General features: G+C 71.9%; 15 protein-coding genes, 2 tRNA genes and 1 pseudogene. 11 read left to right on the forward strand and 7 right to left on the reverse strand.

Translation table 11 applies throughout. From position 1 onward, the window contains the following. The first annotated feature begins 81 nt into the window (after positions 1–81). A complete protein-coding gene (locus QUE40_RS19820) occupies positions 82–555 on the forward strand; it encodes a hypothetical protein (protein WP_289232496.1) in 474 nt (157 codons plus the stop codon). Then, the gene (malQ, locus tag QUE40_RS05145; protein ID WP_350227130.1) at positions 462–2204 is read left to right on the forward strand and encodes a 4-alpha-glucanotransferase; all 1743 of its coding nucleotides are present in this window, start codon (positions 462–464) and stop codon (positions 2202–2204) included. Before QUE40_RS19820 ends, malQ begins: the two co-directional genes overlap by 94 nt. A 97-nt stretch (positions 2205–2301) precedes the next feature. Here malQ and pepN read toward each other — a convergent pair whose 3' ends face one another. After that, positions 2302–4884 carry an aminopeptidase N gene (gene pepN / locus QUE40_RS05150; RefSeq protein ID WP_289232497.1) on the reverse strand — a complete coding sequence of 861 codons (2583 nt, stop codon included), beginning with the start codon at positions 4882–4884 and terminating at the stop codon, positions 2302–2304. A 119-nt stretch (positions 4885–5003) separates the two neighbouring features. Between pepN and QUE40_RS05155 the strand changes: the two genes are divergently transcribed. The 3 genes from QUE40_RS05155 (at position 5004) to QUE40_RS05165 (ending at position 7343) form a co-directional block, all read left to right on the forward strand. Then, positions 5004–5609, forward strand: coding sequence for a mycothiol-dependent nitroreductase Rv2466c family protein (locus QUE40_RS05155; protein ID WP_142007409.1), 606 nt, complete (start codon positions 5004–5006; stop codon positions 5607–5609). An 11-nt stretch (positions 5610–5620) separates the two neighbouring features. Then, positions 5621–6088, forward strand: a complete 468-nt coding sequence (locus QUE40_RS05160) for a ribose-5-phosphate isomerase (RefSeq protein ID WP_142004686.1) — start codon at positions 5621–5623, stop codon at positions 6086–6088. A gap of 145 nt (positions 6089–6233) precedes the next feature. Further along, the gene (locus tag QUE40_RS05165; RefSeq protein WP_289232498.1) at positions 6234–7343 is read left to right on the forward strand and encodes a PP2C family protein-serine/threonine phosphatase; all 1110 of its coding nucleotides are present in this window, start codon (positions 6234–6236) and stop codon (positions 7341–7343) included. A 117-nt stretch (positions 7344–7460) separates the two neighbouring features. Here the strand turns inward: QUE40_RS05165 and QUE40_RS05170 are convergent, their stop codons facing one another. After that, on the reverse strand, positions 7461–7688 hold the full coding sequence (locus QUE40_RS05170) for an antitoxin (protein WP_142004688.1): 228 nt from the start codon (positions 7686–7688) through the stop codon (positions 7461–7463). A gap of 185 nt (positions 7689–7873) precedes the next feature. Between QUE40_RS05170 and QUE40_RS05175 the strand changes: the two genes are divergently transcribed. The 6 genes from QUE40_RS05175 to clpX all read left to right on the forward strand — a co-directional run bounded on the left by QUE40_RS05175 (position 7874) and on the right by clpX (position 12547). After that, positions 7874–7947, forward strand: a tRNA-Gly gene (locus QUE40_RS05175). Between the two features lie 42 nt (positions 7948–7989). After that, a tRNA-Pro gene (locus QUE40_RS05180) sits at positions 7990–8063 on the forward strand. A 103-nt stretch (positions 8064–8166) separates the two neighbouring features. Further along, positions 8167–9582, forward strand: a complete 1416-nt coding sequence (gene tig / locus QUE40_RS05185) for a trigger factor (RefSeq protein ID WP_289232499.1) — start codon at positions 8167–8169, stop codon at positions 9580–9582. Between the two features lie 214 nt (positions 9583–9796). Continuing rightward, complete coding sequence (locus QUE40_RS05190) at positions 9797–10411, forward strand: ATP-dependent Clp protease proteolytic subunit (RefSeq protein WP_142007410.1); 615 nt, start codon at positions 9797–9799, stop codon at positions 10409–10411. Between the two features lie 8 nt (positions 10412–10419). Continuing rightward, a complete protein-coding gene (locus QUE40_RS05195) occupies positions 10420–11079 on the forward strand; it encodes an ATP-dependent Clp protease proteolytic subunit (protein ID WP_142004690.1) in 660 nt (219 codons plus the stop codon). A gap of 184 nt (positions 11080–11263) precedes the next feature. Next, entirely contained in the window at positions 11264–12547 is a 1284-nt protein-coding gene (clpX, locus tag QUE40_RS05200) for an ATP-dependent Clp protease ATP-binding subunit ClpX (RefSeq protein ID WP_289232500.1), read from the forward strand. Between the two features lie 586 nt (positions 12548–13133). On the opposite strand, the gene QUE40_RS05205 is transcribed toward clpX, so the two are convergent. The 5 genes and pseudogenes from QUE40_RS05205 to QUE40_RS05225 form a co-directional block, all read right to left on the reverse strand. Beyond that, a complete protein-coding gene (locus tag QUE40_RS05205; RefSeq protein WP_289232501.1) occupies positions 13134–13700 on the reverse strand; it encodes a hypothetical protein in 567 nt (188 codons plus the stop codon). Further along, the gene (locus QUE40_RS05210; RefSeq protein ID WP_289232502.1) at positions 13697–15043 is read right to left on the reverse strand and encodes a DUF58 domain-containing protein; all 1347 of its coding nucleotides are present in this window, start codon (positions 15041–15043) and stop codon (positions 13697–13699) included. The genes QUE40_RS05205 and QUE40_RS05210 overlap by 4 nt, the downstream gene beginning before the upstream one ends. Further along, positions 15040–16019: pseudogene (locus QUE40_RS05215) on the reverse strand (AAA family ATPase). Before QUE40_RS05215 ends, QUE40_RS05210 begins: the two are co-directional and overlap by 4 nt. Further along, entirely contained in the window at positions 16016–16504 is a 489-nt protein-coding gene (locus QUE40_RS05220; protein ID WP_142004695.1) for a hypothetical protein, read from the reverse strand. The pseudogene QUE40_RS05215 and the gene QUE40_RS05220 overlap by 4 nt, the downstream one beginning before the upstream one ends. Further along, entirely contained in the window at positions 16501–17202 is a 702-nt protein-coding gene (locus QUE40_RS05225) for a DUF4129 domain-containing protein (RefSeq protein ID WP_289232503.1), read from the reverse strand. The genes QUE40_RS05220 and QUE40_RS05225 overlap by 4 nt, the downstream gene beginning before the upstream one ends. Positions 17203–17239: the final 37 nt, after the last annotated feature.

Consider the following 17239-nt stretch of genomic DNA (forward strand, 5'->3'; position numbering starts at 1 on the left):
ATCCTCTCGTGCGCCGGGTGCTGGGCAGTGAGACAGTAGGGGCGACCTCGCCTCACCCGTGCCCGAAAGCAGGACTTGCCGGTGCCTTCTGCCCCCAGCTCGACCCTCCAGGACCTGGCGCACGCGCATGACATCGCCACGGAGTACTGGGACTGGAAGGGCAACCACGTCAAGGTCAGCGACGACACGCTGCGCAGCGTCCTCGCCGCGCTCGACGTGCCCGCCGAGGGCGACGAGCAGGTCGCGCAGGCGATGGCCCGCAAGCGCGACGAGGCGTGGCGGCGCACGCTGCCCCCGGTCGTCGTGCTGCGCGAGGGCTGGACCCCGTGGGTCGCCGTGCACGTGCCCGACGGCGCCGAGATCAGCGCCGTGGTGCGGCTCGAGGACGGCACCGAGCGGGGGTCACCTTCCCCGACAACCCGGTCCAGCCGCGCGACGTCGACGGCGCCCGGCTGGCCGAGATCACCGTCGAGCTGCCCGGCGACCTGCCGCTCGGCTACCACGAGCTGGTCGTCACCCGCGAGACCAGCGGCGGCTTCGCCCGCTGCCCGGTGATCGTGACCCCCGAGCGGGTCGCGCTGCCCGAGGCGGTGCGCTCCTCCCCGGCGTGGGGCCTGATGACCCAGCTGTACTCCGTGCGCTCCGAGCAGTCCTGGGGCATCGGCGACGCGGCCGACCTCGCCGAGCTGGGGTCGTGGGGCGCGCGGCAGGGCGCCGACTTCGTGCTGGTCAACCCGATGCACGCCGCCGAACCGGTCCCGACGATGGAGCCCTCGCCCTACCTGCCGACGACCCGGCGCTTCCTCAACCCGATGTACATCCGCGTCGAGGAGGTGCCCGAGATGGGGTACCTGTCCTCGGCCGAGCACCAGATGATCGAGTGGCACGGCGACGACGCCCGCCGCCTCAACGGCCTGGCCGACCTCGACCGCGACAGCAGCTGGGAGGCCAAGCAGGCCGCGCTGCGCATCGTCTTCCGGCAGCGGCGCACCCAGCGTCGGCACCGCGACTTCGAGGAGTTCTGCGAGCGGGCGGGGCAGGGCCTGGTCGACTACGCCACCTGGTGCGCGATCGTCGTCGACCGCGGGCTGCCGTGGTCCGACTGGCCCGAGGCGCTGCAGGACCCGCGCAGCCCCGAGACCGCCGCGGAGCGGCAGCGCCTCGCCGACGAGGTCGAGTTCCACAGCTGGCTGCAGTGGATCGTGCAGCGCCAGTTCGCCGACGCCCAGCGCGAGCTGACCGCGGCCGGGATGTCCGTCGGCGTCGTCCACGACCTGGCCGTGGGCGTGCACCCGGGAGGGTCCGACGCCTGGGCGCTCGCCGACGTGCTCGCCGGCGGGGTGCGCGTCGGGGCGCCGCCGGACGACTACAACGCGGCCGGTCAGAACTGGAGCCAGCCGCCGTGGCGACCCGACCGCCTGGCCGAGCAGGCGTACGCCCCCTATCGCGACATGCTGCGCACCCTGCTGCAGCTGTCGGGCGGACTGCGCGTCGACCACATCATCGGGCTGTTCCGGCTGTGGTGGATCCCGCTCGGGAAGTCGGCGACCGAGGGCACGTACGTCCGCTACGACCACGAGGCGCTCGTCGGGATCCTCGCGCTCGAGGCGCACCGCGCCGGCGCGATCGTCATCGGCGAGGACCTCGGCACGGTCGAGGACTGGGTGCGCGACTACCTCACCGAGCGGGGTCTGCTCGGCACCTCGATCCTGTGGTTCGAGCGCAAGGACGGCTCGGCCCCGCGCGCCCCGGAGACCTATCGCGAGCTGTGCCTGGCGTCGGTGACCACGCACGACCTGCCGCCCACCGCCGGATACCTGCAGGGCGAGCACATCACGGTGCGCGACGAGCTGGGGCTGCTGCCCGACAGCCTCGAGGAGACGATGGCCGAGGACGAGCGCCAGCGCGAGGCGGTGCTGAGCGACCTGCGCTCGCGCGGCCTCATCGGCGAGCAGGCGACGGTCGAGGAGCAGGTCAACGCCCTCTACCGCTACCTCACGTTCAGCCCTGCCCGGCTGCTCGGCGTCGCCGTGCCCGACCTGGTCGGCGACGTGCGCACGATCAACCAGCCCGGCACCGACGAGGAGTACCCCAACTGGCGGCTGCCGCTGGCCAACGCCGACCGCGAGCCGCTGATGCTCGAGGACGTCATGGTCAGCCGTCGCGCCAAGCGGTTGATCCGCGCCGTCGGCAGCCGCCGCTAGCGCGCACGCCCCGCCCCCGCCGTACGCCCTCGGCCCCGCCCGCAGACGTCGCGGACGGGGCCGATGGCTGGGTCAGCCGGGGACTGCCGAGGCCGGCTCAGGCGTCGCGCTGGGCGTCGCAGGCCTGCGCCCGCACCGCGCGCAGCACGCCGTCGCGGTTCTCCGCGACCAGGCGCCGCGCCCCGGCCGGGACCGCCGGGTCGCTGTCGAGCCAGGTCTGCGATGCGTCGGCCAGCTGCTGGTCGGCGAGCGAACCCGGATACATCAGCACCGTGACGTCGCCGGCGGTCGAGCTGGTGAGCTCGCGCCACACCGGCGTGAGCGCCTCGTGGTAGCGCGCGACGTAGGGCTGCAGCAGCGAACGGTCGTGCGCGACCTGGAACCCGTGGGCGGTCGCCCGCCGCGTCTGGTTGGGCGTGGTCGGGTCCAGCGCCCGCTGCCACGCCTCGTCCTTCGCCTCGGCGGTGGGCCGGGCCGCGAGCGCGCGTGCCGCCCGCTCGGCGCCGGTCGAGGTGCGGTCGCGCTGCAGCTCGGCGTCGATGTCGGCGGCCTGCGCGACACCGGCCGCGGCCAGCGAGGTCAGCAGGGTCCAGCGCATCTCGGTGTCGACCGCGAGCCCCGGCAGCGGGTCCTCCCCGGAGAGCCAGCCGCGCACGACCGCGGCGTGCTCGTCGCTGCCGGCCTGCCCGGCGAACGCCTGCACCAGCTGCAGCTGGGCGTCGCTGCCCGGCTCGGCGGACCGGGCCAGGTCGAGCAGGCCCGAGGCGAACCGCCCGCGCGTGGTGTCGCGGTGCTGCGGCGCGACGAATCGTGAGGCGGCCAGCGTGGCGTGCTGCAGCAGCGTGCGCACCAGGTTGGAGTCGGTCTCGCCGGGCAGCGTCGCCAGCGCCAGGTCGACGAAGTCGCGCGCCGGCAGCTCGGCGTCGCGCGTCATGTCCCACGCGGCGCCGACGAGGATCGCGCGGGGGAGCGGGTCGACGAAGCCGCGCGGGTTGGCCAGCGCCGTCGCGAGCGACTCACCGTCCAGGCGCACCTTGGCGTAGGCCAGGTCGTCGTCGTTGACCAGCACCAGGTCGCCGCGGCGCATCCCGACCAGCGCGGGCACCTCGGTGCGCTCGCCGTCCACGTCGGCCTCGACCCGCTCGCGCCGGACGAGCCGGCCGCCGTCGAGGTCGTACAGGCCGATCGCGAGGCGGTGCGGCCGCAGCGTCGGGTAGTCCGCAGGAGCGGTCTGCTCGACGGCGAGCGAGGTGATGACGCCGTCGGCGTCGGTCTCGATCAGCGGGCGCAGCGTGTTGACGCCGGCGGTCTCCAGCCACCGCTGCGACCAGGTGCTCAGGTCGCGGCCGCTGGTGGCCTCCAGCTCGGTCAGCAGGTCGGCCAGGCGGGTGTTGCCCCACGCGTGCTTGGCGAAGTACGCGCGCAGCCCGGCCTCGAACGGCTCGCGCCCGACGTACGCCACGAGCTGCTTGAGCACGGACGCGCCCTTGGCGTAGGTGATCCCGTCGAAGTTCTCCTCGACCGACTCCAGGTCGACCATGTCGGCGGCGATGGGGTGCGTGGACGAGAGCTGGTCCTGGTTGTAGGCCCACGCCTTCTCGCCCATCGCGAAGGTGGTCCAGCCGGTCTCCCAGCGGGTCGCCTCGGCCTGGCTGGTGATCGCGGCCCACTCGGCGAACGACTCGTTGAGCCACAGGTCGTCCCACCAGCGCATCGTCACGAGGTTGCCGAACCACATGTGCGCGAGCTCGTGCAGGATCGTGCCCGCCCGACGCTCGACGACCGCCTCGGGCACCTTGGCGCGGAAGACGTACACCTCGGAGAAGGTCACGCAGCCGGCGTTCTCCATCGCGCCGGCGTTGTACTCCGGGGTGAAGATCTGGTCGTACTTCGCGAACGGGTAGGGCGCGTCGAAGTGCTCCTCGAAGAACGCGAAGCCCTGCTTGGTCACCTCGAAGATGTTCTCCGGGTCCAGGAACTCCCGCAGCGAGCGGCGGCAGAACAGCCCGAGCGGCACCACGCCGGCCCGCGTGCTGACCTCGTCGCGCACGACGTCGTACGGCCCCGCCACCAGCGCGGTGATGTAGCAGCTGATCCGCGGGGTCGGCTCGAACGCCCACGTCGCGACCGGCTCGGACTCGCCGCGCTCGTTGGTCCAGGACCCCTCGGCCGGGGTCGGCTCGGGCGTCGGCTGGTTGCTCAGCATCGTCCACGCGGCCGGGGCGGTGACGGTGAAGGCGAACGTGGCCTTGAGGTCGGGCTGCTCGAAGACGGGGAACATGCGCCGGCAGTCGGCCACCTCGAACTGGGTGTAGAGGTAGACCTCCTGGTCGGTTGGGTCGACCATCCGGTGCAGGCCCTCGCCGGTGTTCATGTAGCGGCCGGTGCCGGTCACGACCAGCGTGTTCTCGGCGGCCAGGCCCGGGAGCCGGACGCGGCTGTCGGCGAAGTGCTCGGCCGGGTCCAGCGAGGTGCCGTTGAGCACGATCTCCTCGACGCTGTCGCCGATGAAGTCGATGAAGGTCTCGGCGCCGGGCTCGGTCGCGGTGAACCTGACCTCGCTGCGGGTGCGGAAGGTCTCCGGGCCGGTGGTCAGGTCGAGCGAGACGGAGTAGGACTCCACCTCGATCAGCTGGGACCTGGCCTGGGCCTCGTCGCGGGTGAGGTTCTGTCCGGGCACGACGGCTCCTTCGCGCGTCAGGGGTGGAAGCGGCCTCATCGTGGCACAGGGCCGGGTGGCAGGATGAGCGGGTGACGACTTCACCGAGCTCCACCAGCAGCGGCCGCACGTCGGCCGAGATGTTCTTCGACCCGCTGTGCCCGTGGGCCTGGATGACCTCCCGCTGGCTGATCGAGGCCGCGAAGGTGCGCGACCTCGACATCACCTGGACGGTCATGAGCCTCTCGGTGCTCAACGAGGGACGTGACCTCGACGAGAAGTACCGCGCGCTCATGGACCGCGGCTGGGGCCCGGTCCGGGTGCTCGTCAAGGCCGCCCAGGACCACGGCCCGGAGGTGCTGGGCGACCTCTACACCGCGATCGGCACCCGCCGCCACCCCGGTGGCCGCGGCGGTGACGACGCCGACATGAAGGCCGTCGTCGAGGAGTCGCTGGCCGAGGTCGGGCTCCCGGCCGAGCTCATCGAGGTCTGGGAGAACGTCCCGGGCGACGACGTCGACAAGGCGCTCCGGGCCAGCCACCAGCGCGCCATCGACCTGGTGGGCGACGACGTCGGCACCCCCGTGGTCGCCGTGGAGGGCGTCGCCTTCTTCGGCCCCGTGGTCACCCCGGCACCCAAGGGCGAGGCCGCGGGACGGCTCTGGGACGGTTGCCTGCTCGTCGCCGGGACGCCCGGCTTCTACGAGCTCAAGCGCAGCCGCGACGCCGAGCCCGACTTCAGCTGAGGGGCGGGCCGATGCGCGTTCACGTCGGTGGCGACCACGCCGCCTTCGAGCTGCAGCAGCACCTGGTGACCTGGCTCGCCGAGCAGGGCCACGAGGTCATCGACCACGGGCCGACCGAGCTCGACCCGCAGGACGACTACCCGGTCTACGTCCTGCGCGCCGCCGAGGCGGTGCGCGACGACCCGGGGTCGCTCGGCATCGTGCTGGGTGGGTCGGGCAACGGTGAGCAGATGGCCGCCAACAAGGTCGAGGGCATCCGCGCCGCGCTGTGCTCCACGGTCGAGCTGGCCCGGCTGTCGCGGGAGCACAACGACGCCCAGGTGCTCTCCATCGGCGGCCGCTTCACCGCCCCCGAGCTGGCCGAGGAGATGGTCGCGACCTTCCTCGGCACGCCGTTCACCGGGGAGGCTCGGCACCAGCGCCGCATCGACATGGTGCGGGCGTACGAGGCCGACGGCACCCTGCCGCCGCTGTCCTGACTGACCGGCTCGCTCCGCCCGTACGCCCGTGCGGGTGGAGCGTGGGCCCTTATACCCGCCTCGAATGCATAGGGTCGGGAAAGCATGCTTAAAGGGTTGGTAAAGACCTGACGGATCGACGCCCTCGCGTCGCTACGTTGCCCGCGTGAGCATCGATCTGACGGCCCGGGCCCGTCGCACCCGCCACGCGGTTGCGACGTCGAGCCTGCCCGAGCCGTTCCAGGCGGGCCTGCGCCGCGAGCGTTGGCTCACCACGCTCCTGCTCGCGCTCACCGCGCTGATGACGCTCGCGTTCGTGCTGCGCCCGGTCAGCCTGACCCTCGCGCCGGTCGTGCCGCTCGTCGTGGCGGCGGGGCTGTTCCTGCACGCCGCGCGGATGTACGTCGTCTTCGCCGCCGTCGCGGCCGGGATGCTCGTCACCTCGCTCAACGCGCCGGCGCCGCCGGTGACGCTCGCGGCCATCGCCGTCGTCATGCTGCTGATGCTCGCCGTCGAGCGCCGGCGGATGCGTGCGGGTATCCCGCAGGAGGTCGGCGTCAGCATCCTGACCGACCTGCGCGCCCAGCTCGAGCGCCAGGCGCAGGTCGGCGACGACCTGCCCGCCGGCTGGCACCTCGACAGCAGCGTCCGGGCGGCGCACGGCGAGGCGCTGTCGGGCGACTTCCTGCTCACCCACCGCTCCGAGGACGACCTGCTCGAGGTGCTGCTGGTCGACGTGGCCGGCAAGGGCCTGCAGACCGGCACCCGCTCGCTCATGCTCAGCGGCGCCTTCTCCGGGCTGCTCGGCTCGACCCCGCCCGAGGGTCTGCTCGCCGCCGCCAACCGCTACCTCGTCCGGCAGAGCTGGCCCGACGGCTATGCCACGGCCGTGCACCTCGCGCTCGACCTGGGCACCGGCGACTACTCGCTCGCCAGCGCCGGCCACCCGGCCGCGATGCACCACCACGCCGGCGCCGGGCGCTGGCAGGAGCGCAGCGACGCCCGCGGCGTGATGCTCGGCGTGCTCGACTCCGGGCTGGTGAGCTACGAGCGGGTCAGCGGCCGGCTCGAGCGCGGTGATGCGCTGCTGCTCTACTCCGACGGCATGATCGAGAGCCCCGAGCTGGACCTGGGACAGGGGATGGACCGGATGCTCGGCGCGGCCGACCGGGTCGTCGCCTGCGAGCCGGGCGCGGGGGAGGCGGCGCAGATCTGCGACTTCGCCTGCGCCGGCGAGGACGACGACCGCACCACGGTGCTGCTGCGCCGCGAGTGAGAGTGCGAGGGAGGGCCGGCGAGGTGCCGGTCCCTGCGGGAGCCGGCGAGGGCGTACGGCGGGACGGGAAAGGGCCGGGGCATGCGCCCCGGCCCTTCGTGATGTCAGCGGCAGTGCTTACTGCTGCTGGCCGCCGTCCTGCTGCTGCCCGTCCTGCTGCTGGCCGGCGTCCTGCTGTGCGTCACCGCCGAGGCGCTCGTTGGCGAAGTCCTGACCCTGGTCGACCTTGTCGGCGTACTGGCCGCCGGTCTTCTCGTCGATGAAGTCGCCGCCCTTCTCGACACCCTGGGACACCTTGTCCGGGTTGTTGCCGAGGGCGTCCTTGGCGTTGTCCATCAGACCCATGGAGATCACTCCTGTTGTTGGGGACACACATTGCAGCCGGCCGGTCCCGGCCGGCGTCGCCCAACCTACGCACGCGTCTACCGCCGGGACAAGGGTGGAGTCGGACTGCTCCGGCGCAGCGGGTACGATTGCCGCCGCACTGCGGATCGGCCGCCGACGGGCTCGGCCGGCACGAACGGGTGCACGCGGGTGTAGCTCAATGGTAGAGCCCCAGTCTTCCAAACTGGCTACGCGAGTTCGATTCTCGTCACCCGCTCCAGGTCTCGGCCACCCCTGCGACCGTGACTCGAGGGGGACACGACGGGGTATGGCGCAGCTTGGTAGCGCGTCCGCTTTGGGAGCGGAAGGCCGCCGGTTCGAATCCGGCTACCCCGACCGTTAGCATGGGCGCTCGTGCTGCGCCCGGACTGACGCGCGCGCAAGCCGCAAGATCCCCGCGATCCGAAGCATCGATCCCAAGCAATCTGGAGTGCAGGCAGTGAAGAGTGCCGTCGAGAACCTCAACCCGACCCGCGTCAAGCTGAGCGTCGAGGTCCCCTACGACGAGCTCAAGCCGAGCCTCGACGAGGCCTACGCCGCGATCGGCCAGCAGATCCAGATCCCGGGCTTCCGCAAGGGCAAGGTCCCGGCGCGGATCATCGACCAGCGCGTCGGCCGCGAGGCCGTGCTGCAGGAGGCCATCAACGAGGCGCTGCCGGAGTTCTTCGGCAAGGCCGTCGACGAGCACGACCTGCAGCCGCTCGGCCAGCCCGAGGTGGAGATCACCGAGGTGCCGACCGACGAGAGCTCGGAGCTGAAGTTCACCGTCGAGGTCGACACCCGCCCCGAGATCACCCTGCCCGACTTCTCCGCGATCTCCGTCGAGGTCGACCCGCTCGAGGTCTCCGACGACGACGTCGAGGAGGGCCTGACGACCCTGCGCGAGCGTTTCGGCACCCTCGTCGGCGTCGAGCGTCCGGCCGCCCAGGGCGACTTCGTCTCCATCGACCTGACCGCCAAGGTCGGCGACCAGGAGGTCGACTCGGTCAACGGCGTGTCCTACGAGGTCGGCAGCGGCAACATGCTCCCCGGCATGGACGAGGCCATCGAGGGCCTGTCGGCCGGCGAGAGCAAGGAGTTCACCGCTCCGCTGGCCGGTGGCGACTTCGAGGGCCAGGACGCCGACTGCGTCGTCACGGTCGTCTCCGTCAAGGAGCGTCAGCTGCCCGAGCTCGACGACGACTTCGCCCAGCTGGCCTCCGAGCACGACACCATCGACGAGCTCAAGACCGAGGTGCGCGAGCAGGTCGAGCAGCGCAAGAAGTTCGAGCAGGGCATCCAGGCTCGCGACAAGGTGCTCGACCAGCTGCTCGACACCGTCGAGATCGGCGTGCCCGAGTCGATCGTCAAGGCCGAGGTCGACTCCCACCTCGAGGGCGAGAACCGCATGGACGACGACGAGCACCGCGGCGAGGTCGACGAGAGCACCCGGCGTGCGCTGAAGACCCAGTTCCTGCTCGACGAGATCGTCAAGCGCGACGAGGTCCAGGTGTCGCAGGAGGAGCTCATCGAGTACCTGATCATGAGCGCCCAGCAGTACGGCATGGACCCGAACCAGTTCGCCCAGGCCCTCGACAGCCAGGGCCAGGTGCCCGCCGTCATGGGTGAGGTCGCGCGGCGCAAGGCGCTGTCGACCGTGCTGGAGCAGGTCGCCGTGACCGACACCAACGGCCAGACCGTCGACCTCGGCGAGCTCGACGTCGAGGACGAGGCCGACGACGACGTGGCCGACGACGACGTGGCCGACGACGAGGCTCAGCCGGCCGACGACGACGCCGCGACCGCCGAGGCGACCGACGCCGACGCGACCGCCGGTGACGACGACGCGACCGACGCGGAGACGACCAAGGCCTGACCCCGGGCAGGCGAGACGAAAGGCCCCGGTGCGCACGGCGTACCGGGGCCTTCGCACGTGCCGACGCCCTCCGGTCGACCGCGCGATTGCGCCGTGGGCGAACACCGCCCGGGGCCGGGAGTTTCGCGCGCAGCCGTGACGTTAGGGTCCGGTGAAGAGGTCACCTGAGCCGCCAGGGACGGCGGCACGAGGAGATGGAGACGCAGTGACATCGATGGAGACCCAGCGCCCGGTCGCGGGGCTGGACGACCAGATCTACAACCGCCTGCTCAAGGAACGCATCATCTTCCTGGGCTCCGACGTGCGCGACGACAACGCCAACGCGATCTGCGCGCAGCTGCTTCTCCTGGCGGCGGAGGACCCCGAGAAGGACATCTGGCTCTACATCAACAGCCCGGGTGGGTCGGTCACCGCCGGCATGGCGATCTTCGACACGATGCAGTGGGTGCCCAACGACGTGGCGACCGTGGCCATGGGTCTCGCGGCCAGCATGGGCCAGTTCCTGCTGTCGGCCGGCGCCCCCGGCAAGCGCTACGCCACGCCGCACGCGCGGATCATGATGCACCAGCCGCTGGGTGGCATCCAGGGCACGGCGTCCGACGTCAAGACCCAGGCCGAGCAGCTGCTGTTCATCAAGAAGCAGATGGCCGAGCTCATCGCCGAGCACACGGGTCAGTCGATCGAGCAGATCGAGGCCGACTCCGACCGTGACCGGTGGTTCAGCGCGACCGAGGCCAAGGAGTACGGCTTCGTCGACCACGTCTTCGAGCGCTCCACCGACCGCACCGACGCCACCGACGACGTCGACGCCGACGACGTCCGCAAGTGAGGAACGACATGACCAACCTGTACGACCACGCCGAAGGTCGCTATCGCGGCCCGCAGCCGACGAGTCGCTACATCCTGCCGCAGTTCGAGGAGCGCACCTCCTACGGCATGAAGCGGACCGACCCCTACACCAAGCTGTTCGAGGACCGGATCATCTTCCTCGGGGTGCAGGTCGACGACGCCTCGGCCGACGACATCATCGCCCAGCTGATCGTGCTGGAGAGCCAGGACCCCGACCGCGACATCCTGATGTACATCAACAGCCCGGGCGGTTCGTTCACGGCGCTGACCGCGATCTACGACACCATGCAGTACATCCGCCCCGACGTGCAGACGTTCGTCGTCGGGCAGGCCGCCTCCGCGGCCGCGGTGCTGCTCGGTGCCGGCGCGCCCGGCAAGCGGTTCGCCCTGCCGAACTCGCGCATCCTCATCCACCAGCCGGCGATGGAGGGTGCGGGCGGTCAGGCGTCCGACGTCGAGATCCAGGCCAACGAGATCTTCCGCATGCGCGAGTGGCTCGAGGAGACCCTGGCTCAGCACACCGGCCGCACCAAGGAGCAGGTCGAGCAGGACATCGAGCGCGACAAGATCCTCACGGCCGAGCAGGCCAAGGAGTACGGCCTCGTCGACCAGGTGCTCACCAGCCGCAAGGCATCCTTCGAGGACTGATTCCGCTCGTAGCGGACACGCCTGGCGCGGCGTGGAGCACGCCGGGTGTGATGGGTTTCAATGGGAGTCCGGTCGCTCTCGTGGCGACCGGGCTTCCCCACATCGGGGTAGCAGCCAGCCAGGCAGCACGAGCAAGCACAGCACGAGCACGGCACCACACTCGTACTTCAGGAGGACGACGCACATGTCACGCATCGGAGACGGCGGCGACCTGCTGAAGTGCTCCTTCTGCGGCAAGTCGCAGAAGCAGGTCAAGAAGCTCATCGCCGGCCCCGGGGTCTACATCTGCGACGAGTGCATCGACCTGTGCAACGAGATCATCGAGGAGGAGCTCGCCGAGTCCTCCGAGCTGGGGCTGGACCACCTGCGCAAGCCGCGCGAGATCTACGAGTTCCTCGAGCAGTACGTCGTCGGCCAGGACATCGCCAAGCGCGCCCTGGCCGTGGCGGTCTACAACCACTACAAGCGCATCCAGGCCGCCGAGAAGCCGGCGAAGAAGGATGCCGAGTCGATCGAGATCGCCAAGTCCAACATCCTGCTGATCGGCCCCACCGGCTGCGGCAAGACCTACCTGGCGCAGACGCTGGCGAAGATGCTCAACGTGCCGTTCGCGATCGCCGACGCCACCGCGCTCACCGAGGCCGGCTATGTCGGTGAGGACGTCGAGAACATCCTGCTCAAGCTGATCCAGGCGGCCGACTTCGACGTGAAGAAGGCCGAGACCGGGATCATCTACATCGACGAGATCGACAAGGTCGCCCGCAAGAGCGAGAACCCCTCGATCACCCGCGACGTGTCCGGCGAGGGCGTGCAGCAGGCGCTGCTGAAGATCCTCGAGGGCACCACGGCCTCGGTGCCGCCGCAGGGCGGGCGCAAGCACCCGCACCAGGAGTTCATCCAGATCGACACCACCAACGTGCTGTTCATCGTGGGTGGCGCGTTCGCGGGTCTGGAGAAGCTCATCGAGCAGCGCTCCGGCAAGCAGGGTCTGGGCTTCGGCTCCGAGCTGCGCGCCGCCAAGGAGGCCGCCGAGCACTTCGACGACGTGCTGCCCGAGGACCTGATGAAGTTCGGGCTGATCCCCGAGTTCATCGGCCGGCTCCCGGTCATCACGACCGTCGCGCCGCTCGACCGCGAGGGCCTGGTCTCGATCCTCACCGAGCCGCGCAACGCCCTGGTCAAGCAGTACGAGAAGATGTTCGAGATCGACGGCGTCGAGCTGGAGTTCACCGAAGACGCGGTCGGCGCCGTCGCCGAGCAGGCGATGCTGCGCGGCACCGGCGCCCGCGGCCTGCGCGCGATCATGGAGGAGGTCCTCCTCCCGGTGATGTTCGACGTCCCGAGCGACGACGACATCGCCCGGGTGGTGGTGACCCGCGAAGTCGTGCTCGACAACGTCAACCCCACGATCGTGCGCCGCGAGCAGCCGCCGGCCCGGAAGCGTACGCAGCGCAAGGAATCCGCCTGACCCCAGGTGGTTCGTGCGGGCTTCCCCAGCTGGGCGAGCGTCGCCCTGAGTAGCGCGAGGGACGAGACACCCCCAAGGTGGTCGAGTAGGCCGGAGCGAAGCGGAGGCCGTATCGAGACCCGTCACCACGGTCCTCGGTCACCGAACAGGCGCCGGGACGCGGGAGCGGGTGCCTGGTTGGCCCGGTCTGGCGGCTCGCGGTGGTGACGTTGCTGACAGAGCCGGACGTTGTTGACACGGACTGGCGTTGTTGACAGGAATGCGTGCTGTAGCAGCACTATGTGTCAACAACGCGGGGTCGTGTCGAGATCGTGGGGCCGGATCAGGACCCTCCCCGTCCGCGACCACTCTGGTGCCGTACGCCGTCGGCGACTCGCGAATCCGACGTCACCACAGGCGTACTCACGCCTCCCGGCGCCGTTCGGTCACCACAGATCAGAGGTGACTTGGTCTCGATACGGCCTGCGCTAGCGCTCCGGCCTACTCGACCGGCGTGGTTGGGTGACCTGGTCTCGATACGGCCTCGCCCAGCGGCTCGCCCTACTCGACCACCGTGGTGGGGGACCTGGTCTCGATGCGGCCTCCGCTAGCGCTCGACCACCTTGGGAGCGGGGGTCTCTGGGGGTGGGTCGGCGCGGACCAGGCGGGGGAGGGCCAGGGTCGTGGCGGCTACGGCGGCGAGGCCGAGGACGGTGAACGCCTCCAGACGCAGGTCACCCACCGCGAGGCCGCGGGTGAGCAGCCAGACGGCGGCGGGGGTGATCGCGACCAGGGCTACCCGGCGCACGTAGCGCCGCAGCACCACCGGCGCCGGCGGCGGGCCGTCGGGAGCGGCGTTGAGCAGCGCCTGCACCGCGAAGATCACCAGCAGCGCGCACGCCGCCGGGATGCTCCAGGCAGACAGCGGGTCGGGCTGGGCGAACCACCAGACCAGGGGCGAGGCCGGCACCAGCAGCTGCGCGGGCATGCTGGCGGGCAGCACCAGGACCACACCGAACAGGGCGAGCCAGGCGAGGGCGTACCACGAGGGGGAACCGGCCACGGTGAGCAGGGCCAGGAAGACGGTCCCGGCCAGCAGCAGCCAGGCCTCGAGCAGCAGCGCGCTCCGGTGGGCGGTGCGCAGCCGGTCGGCGACCTGCTCGGCCCACCTCATCGGGCCCTCACCCGCGGGCGGGGACGGGCGCTCAGCTGGCGCAGCACCTGGTCGAGCGAGCCGGGTCCGCGCCACGGCACGACGGGCAGCCCGAGCCGGCGGATCCGGTCGATCTCCAGCCCGCGCTCCAGCTGCCGCAGCCGCCAGGCGAGACCGACCAGCGGGTCGTCGGAGCGGCCGATGCGGGCGTCCGGAGGCAGGCAGTCGACCACGATCACGCTGTGCCCGTGCGCGGCCAGCCGCAGCACGAAGCCGGTGTGCTCCTCGTCGACGAGCGGCGTGAGCACGATGACGAGCGCGCCGGGCCCCGCGCGCAACGGACGCGGCCGGCGGGTACGTCTGCCGAGCCCGGCCACGTCGACGTGCACCCGGCTGAGCGTGTCCAGGATGCGGCGGTGCTGGCGCAGGCCCACCCCGAGCGGGACGTGCAGCGGGTCGGGTGCGTGCACGGTCAGCTCGACCCGTTCGCCGCGGCGCAGCAGGTGCTGGGCGAGCGCCGCCGCGGCCCGCACGCCCCGGTCGAGCGAGCTGGCCGCGCCGTCGACGCCCTCGCTGGTGCCGACGTCGGCCGAGGCGTCGAGCACCAGGTGGACCTCGGCGTCCTCCTCGGCATAGGTCGTGCGCACGTGCAGCTCACCGGTGCGCGCCGACACCGGCCAGTGGATGCGCCGCAGCCGGTCGCCCGCCTGGAACGGCCGGATGTCGGCGAACTCGCTCCCGTCGCCGCGGCGCCGACTGCGGTTCTGCCCGACGAGACCCTGTGGGTGCGGCGTCGTGGCGTCGAGGTCGAACAGCAGCGCACCTGGCGTCACCTGCAGGGTGGGCGGCGTCACGTCGATGGGGCCGAATCGATAAGCGTTCCAAGGAGATACGGCGGTCACCGCGGTGCCACCGAGGCGCTGAGCGCCCCACCGCAGCGCGCGGACGGTGATGTCCTGCCGCGCCGTGTCACCGTCCACCGGCGTGACGATCTCGCCGAACGGCGGGTCGGTGTCGAGGAACCGTCGGCCCTCGACGGTGGTGACCACCTGGTCGGCGTCGCCCACGTCGGTCAGCTCCATCGACCAGCGCGTCGACCCGCCCTCGTGCAGCACGGCCGGCTGCAGCTCGACGGTCAGCCGGGGCGCGCGGGTGGGGCGGGTGGCCAGCGACCACGCGAGCACGACGACGAACGGGGTGCCCAGCACGAGCAGGTCGACCCGTCGGGTCAGGGCAGCGGCCGCGCCGGCCAGCACCGCCGTCGCCAGCGCCTGCAGCAGCGTCGGGGTCGGACGCCAGCGCTGGATCGCCGTGCGCGACGCCGTGACGTCACGTCGGTAGCCGAGCGGCCCCGTCTGGCTCATGCCGACGCTTCACCTGCGTCGACGGTCGGCGGCGCGGGCACCTCGCCGACCAGCCCGCGGATCGCGGAGGTCGTGGTGTGCTCGCTCATCCACAGCTCCGGCCGCAGGCTCACCCGGTGGGCCAGCACCGGCACGGCGACGGCCTTGACGTCTTCGGGCACGACGTAGTCGCGGCCGCGCAGCACCGCGATCGCCCGGGCCATGAGCATCAGGGCGAGCGAGCCGCGCGGCGAGGATCCCAGCTGCAGCAGCGGGTGCTCACGGGTGGCCGCGGCGAGCCGCACGCAGTAGTCGATGACCGTCGGCTCGACGTCGACCTGCTCGACGGTGCGCTGCAGCGCCAGCAGCTGCTCGGCGTCGAGCAGCGCCGGCAGCGCGGTCTCCTCCTGGCGGCGCCGCACCCGCCGGCGCAGCACGTCGGACTCCTCCTCGAGCGTCGGGTAGCCGAACGACACCCTCGTGAGGAACCGGTCGAGCTGCGCCTCGGGGAGGGGTAAGTCCCTTCGTACTCAACGGGATTCGCGGTCGCGACGACGTGGAACGGCCGCGGGAGCGGGAAGGTGGTGCCCTCGACGGTGACCTGCCGCTCCTGCATCGCCTCGAGCAGTGCCGACTGCGTCTTCGGCGGGGTGCGGTTGATCTCGTCGGCGAGCAGCAGCCCGGTGAACAGCGGACCCTCGCGGAAGTCGAACTCGCGGCGCGACTGGTCGAAGACGTACGACCCGGTCAGGTCCGCGGGCAGCAGGTCGGGGGTGAACTGGGCGCGGGTGAAGCGCAGCCCGAGCGTCTGGGCGATGGAGCGCGCGGCGAGGGTCTTGCCCAGGCCGGGGAAGTCCTCGAGCAGCACGTGCCCGCCGGCCAGGATGGTCGCGAGCACCAGCTCGAGCGGGCGTCGCTTGCCCACGACCACCTGCTCGACCTGGTCGAGCACTGCTCCGGCCGTACGACTGGTGCTGGCGATGTCTGGTGTGTTCACAGGTCCTCGATCCTGGTGAGCAGGGTGTGCAGGCGGTCGGGCGGGACGATCGGGGCGGGGTCGGCGCGCAGGTAGGCGGCCAGGTCGCCGGGCAGCGACGAGGGCTCGCGCCACGACTCGGGGCCGGCGCGCTGCGCCACCGCACGGCGCAGCAGGTCCTGCACCTGGGCGGCGGCCGGCCGGCTCGGCGAGCCGTCCGTGGGCTGCTGGCCGGCCATCTCGACGAGCCGGCGGGTGCCCGTGACCTGCCACTCGGTGCGGGTGCGGGTGGGCGCGGGATGCCAACCGCGCCAGTCGGGCCGGGCGATCTCGTCGTCGCCGAGGTCGCCCAGCAGCCACACCAGCGCGAACAGCACGGTGAGCGACAGCAGCACGCCCGGCCACGACGGGGAGGTGTACAGCCACGCGAGCAGCGCGGTGAGCGCCACCCAGGTGACCAGCAGCGTGAGCACCCGGTTGCGCCACTGCATGCGCCGGGTGATCACGACGGCTCCCGCGCGGCGACGGGCAGAGTCGCGTGGACCCGGCGCAGGGCGACCTCGGCGCGCTCGCGGTCGGCGTTGGTGAGCGGGTGCTGCGAGAAGCGCGCCTCGCGGTAGAGCCCGGCGATCGTGCGCAGCGCGTCGGGGTCGACCGCGAGGTCGTCGAGCACGCGGACGGTCAGCTCCGACGAGGTCTCCGAGGGGCGCCGGGTCACCCCAGCCGCCGCGACCGACTGCTGCAGGGTGACCCACGCGCGCACGATCGCCTCGCGCGGCTCGCCCTCGCGCAGCGCGGCGAAGTGGCTCGCGGCGTCGCGGTGCAGCTGCTCGGGCAGGCTGGGCGGGGGCTCCACCGGCGTCGACTCCGGCGCGCGACGGCGGCTGCGCAGCACCCGGACGACGGCTGCGGTCAGCAGGAGCAGCAGGAAGACGGCGACGACGGCCACGACCCCGGTGAGCGCCATCCCCATCCAGGCCATCGGGGGCCCGGACGCCGCGGTCGGGCTGACCGACGCGGTCGGCGCCGTCGAGGTCGCGGTCGGCGGTTGCAGGGTCGCGCTCGGGAGCGCCCGGTCGCTGGAGGCCGGTTGCACGACGGGGGCTCCGTGGGTGGTCGCGAGCATCAGCGCGACGATGACGAGCGCGGCGGCCGCGGCGACGACCGTGCTGCGCGTCGACACCCCGCGCAGCCGTTCCCCCATGACGAGCGACTCTAACCGCGCGCGGCGGCCGAGGCGT

This window comes from Barrientosiimonas endolithica (genome assembly GCF_030296655.1).
Taxonomy (GTDB): domain Bacteria; phylum Actinomycetota; class Actinomycetes; order Actinomycetales; family Dermatophilaceae; genus Barrientosiimonas; species Barrientosiimonas humi.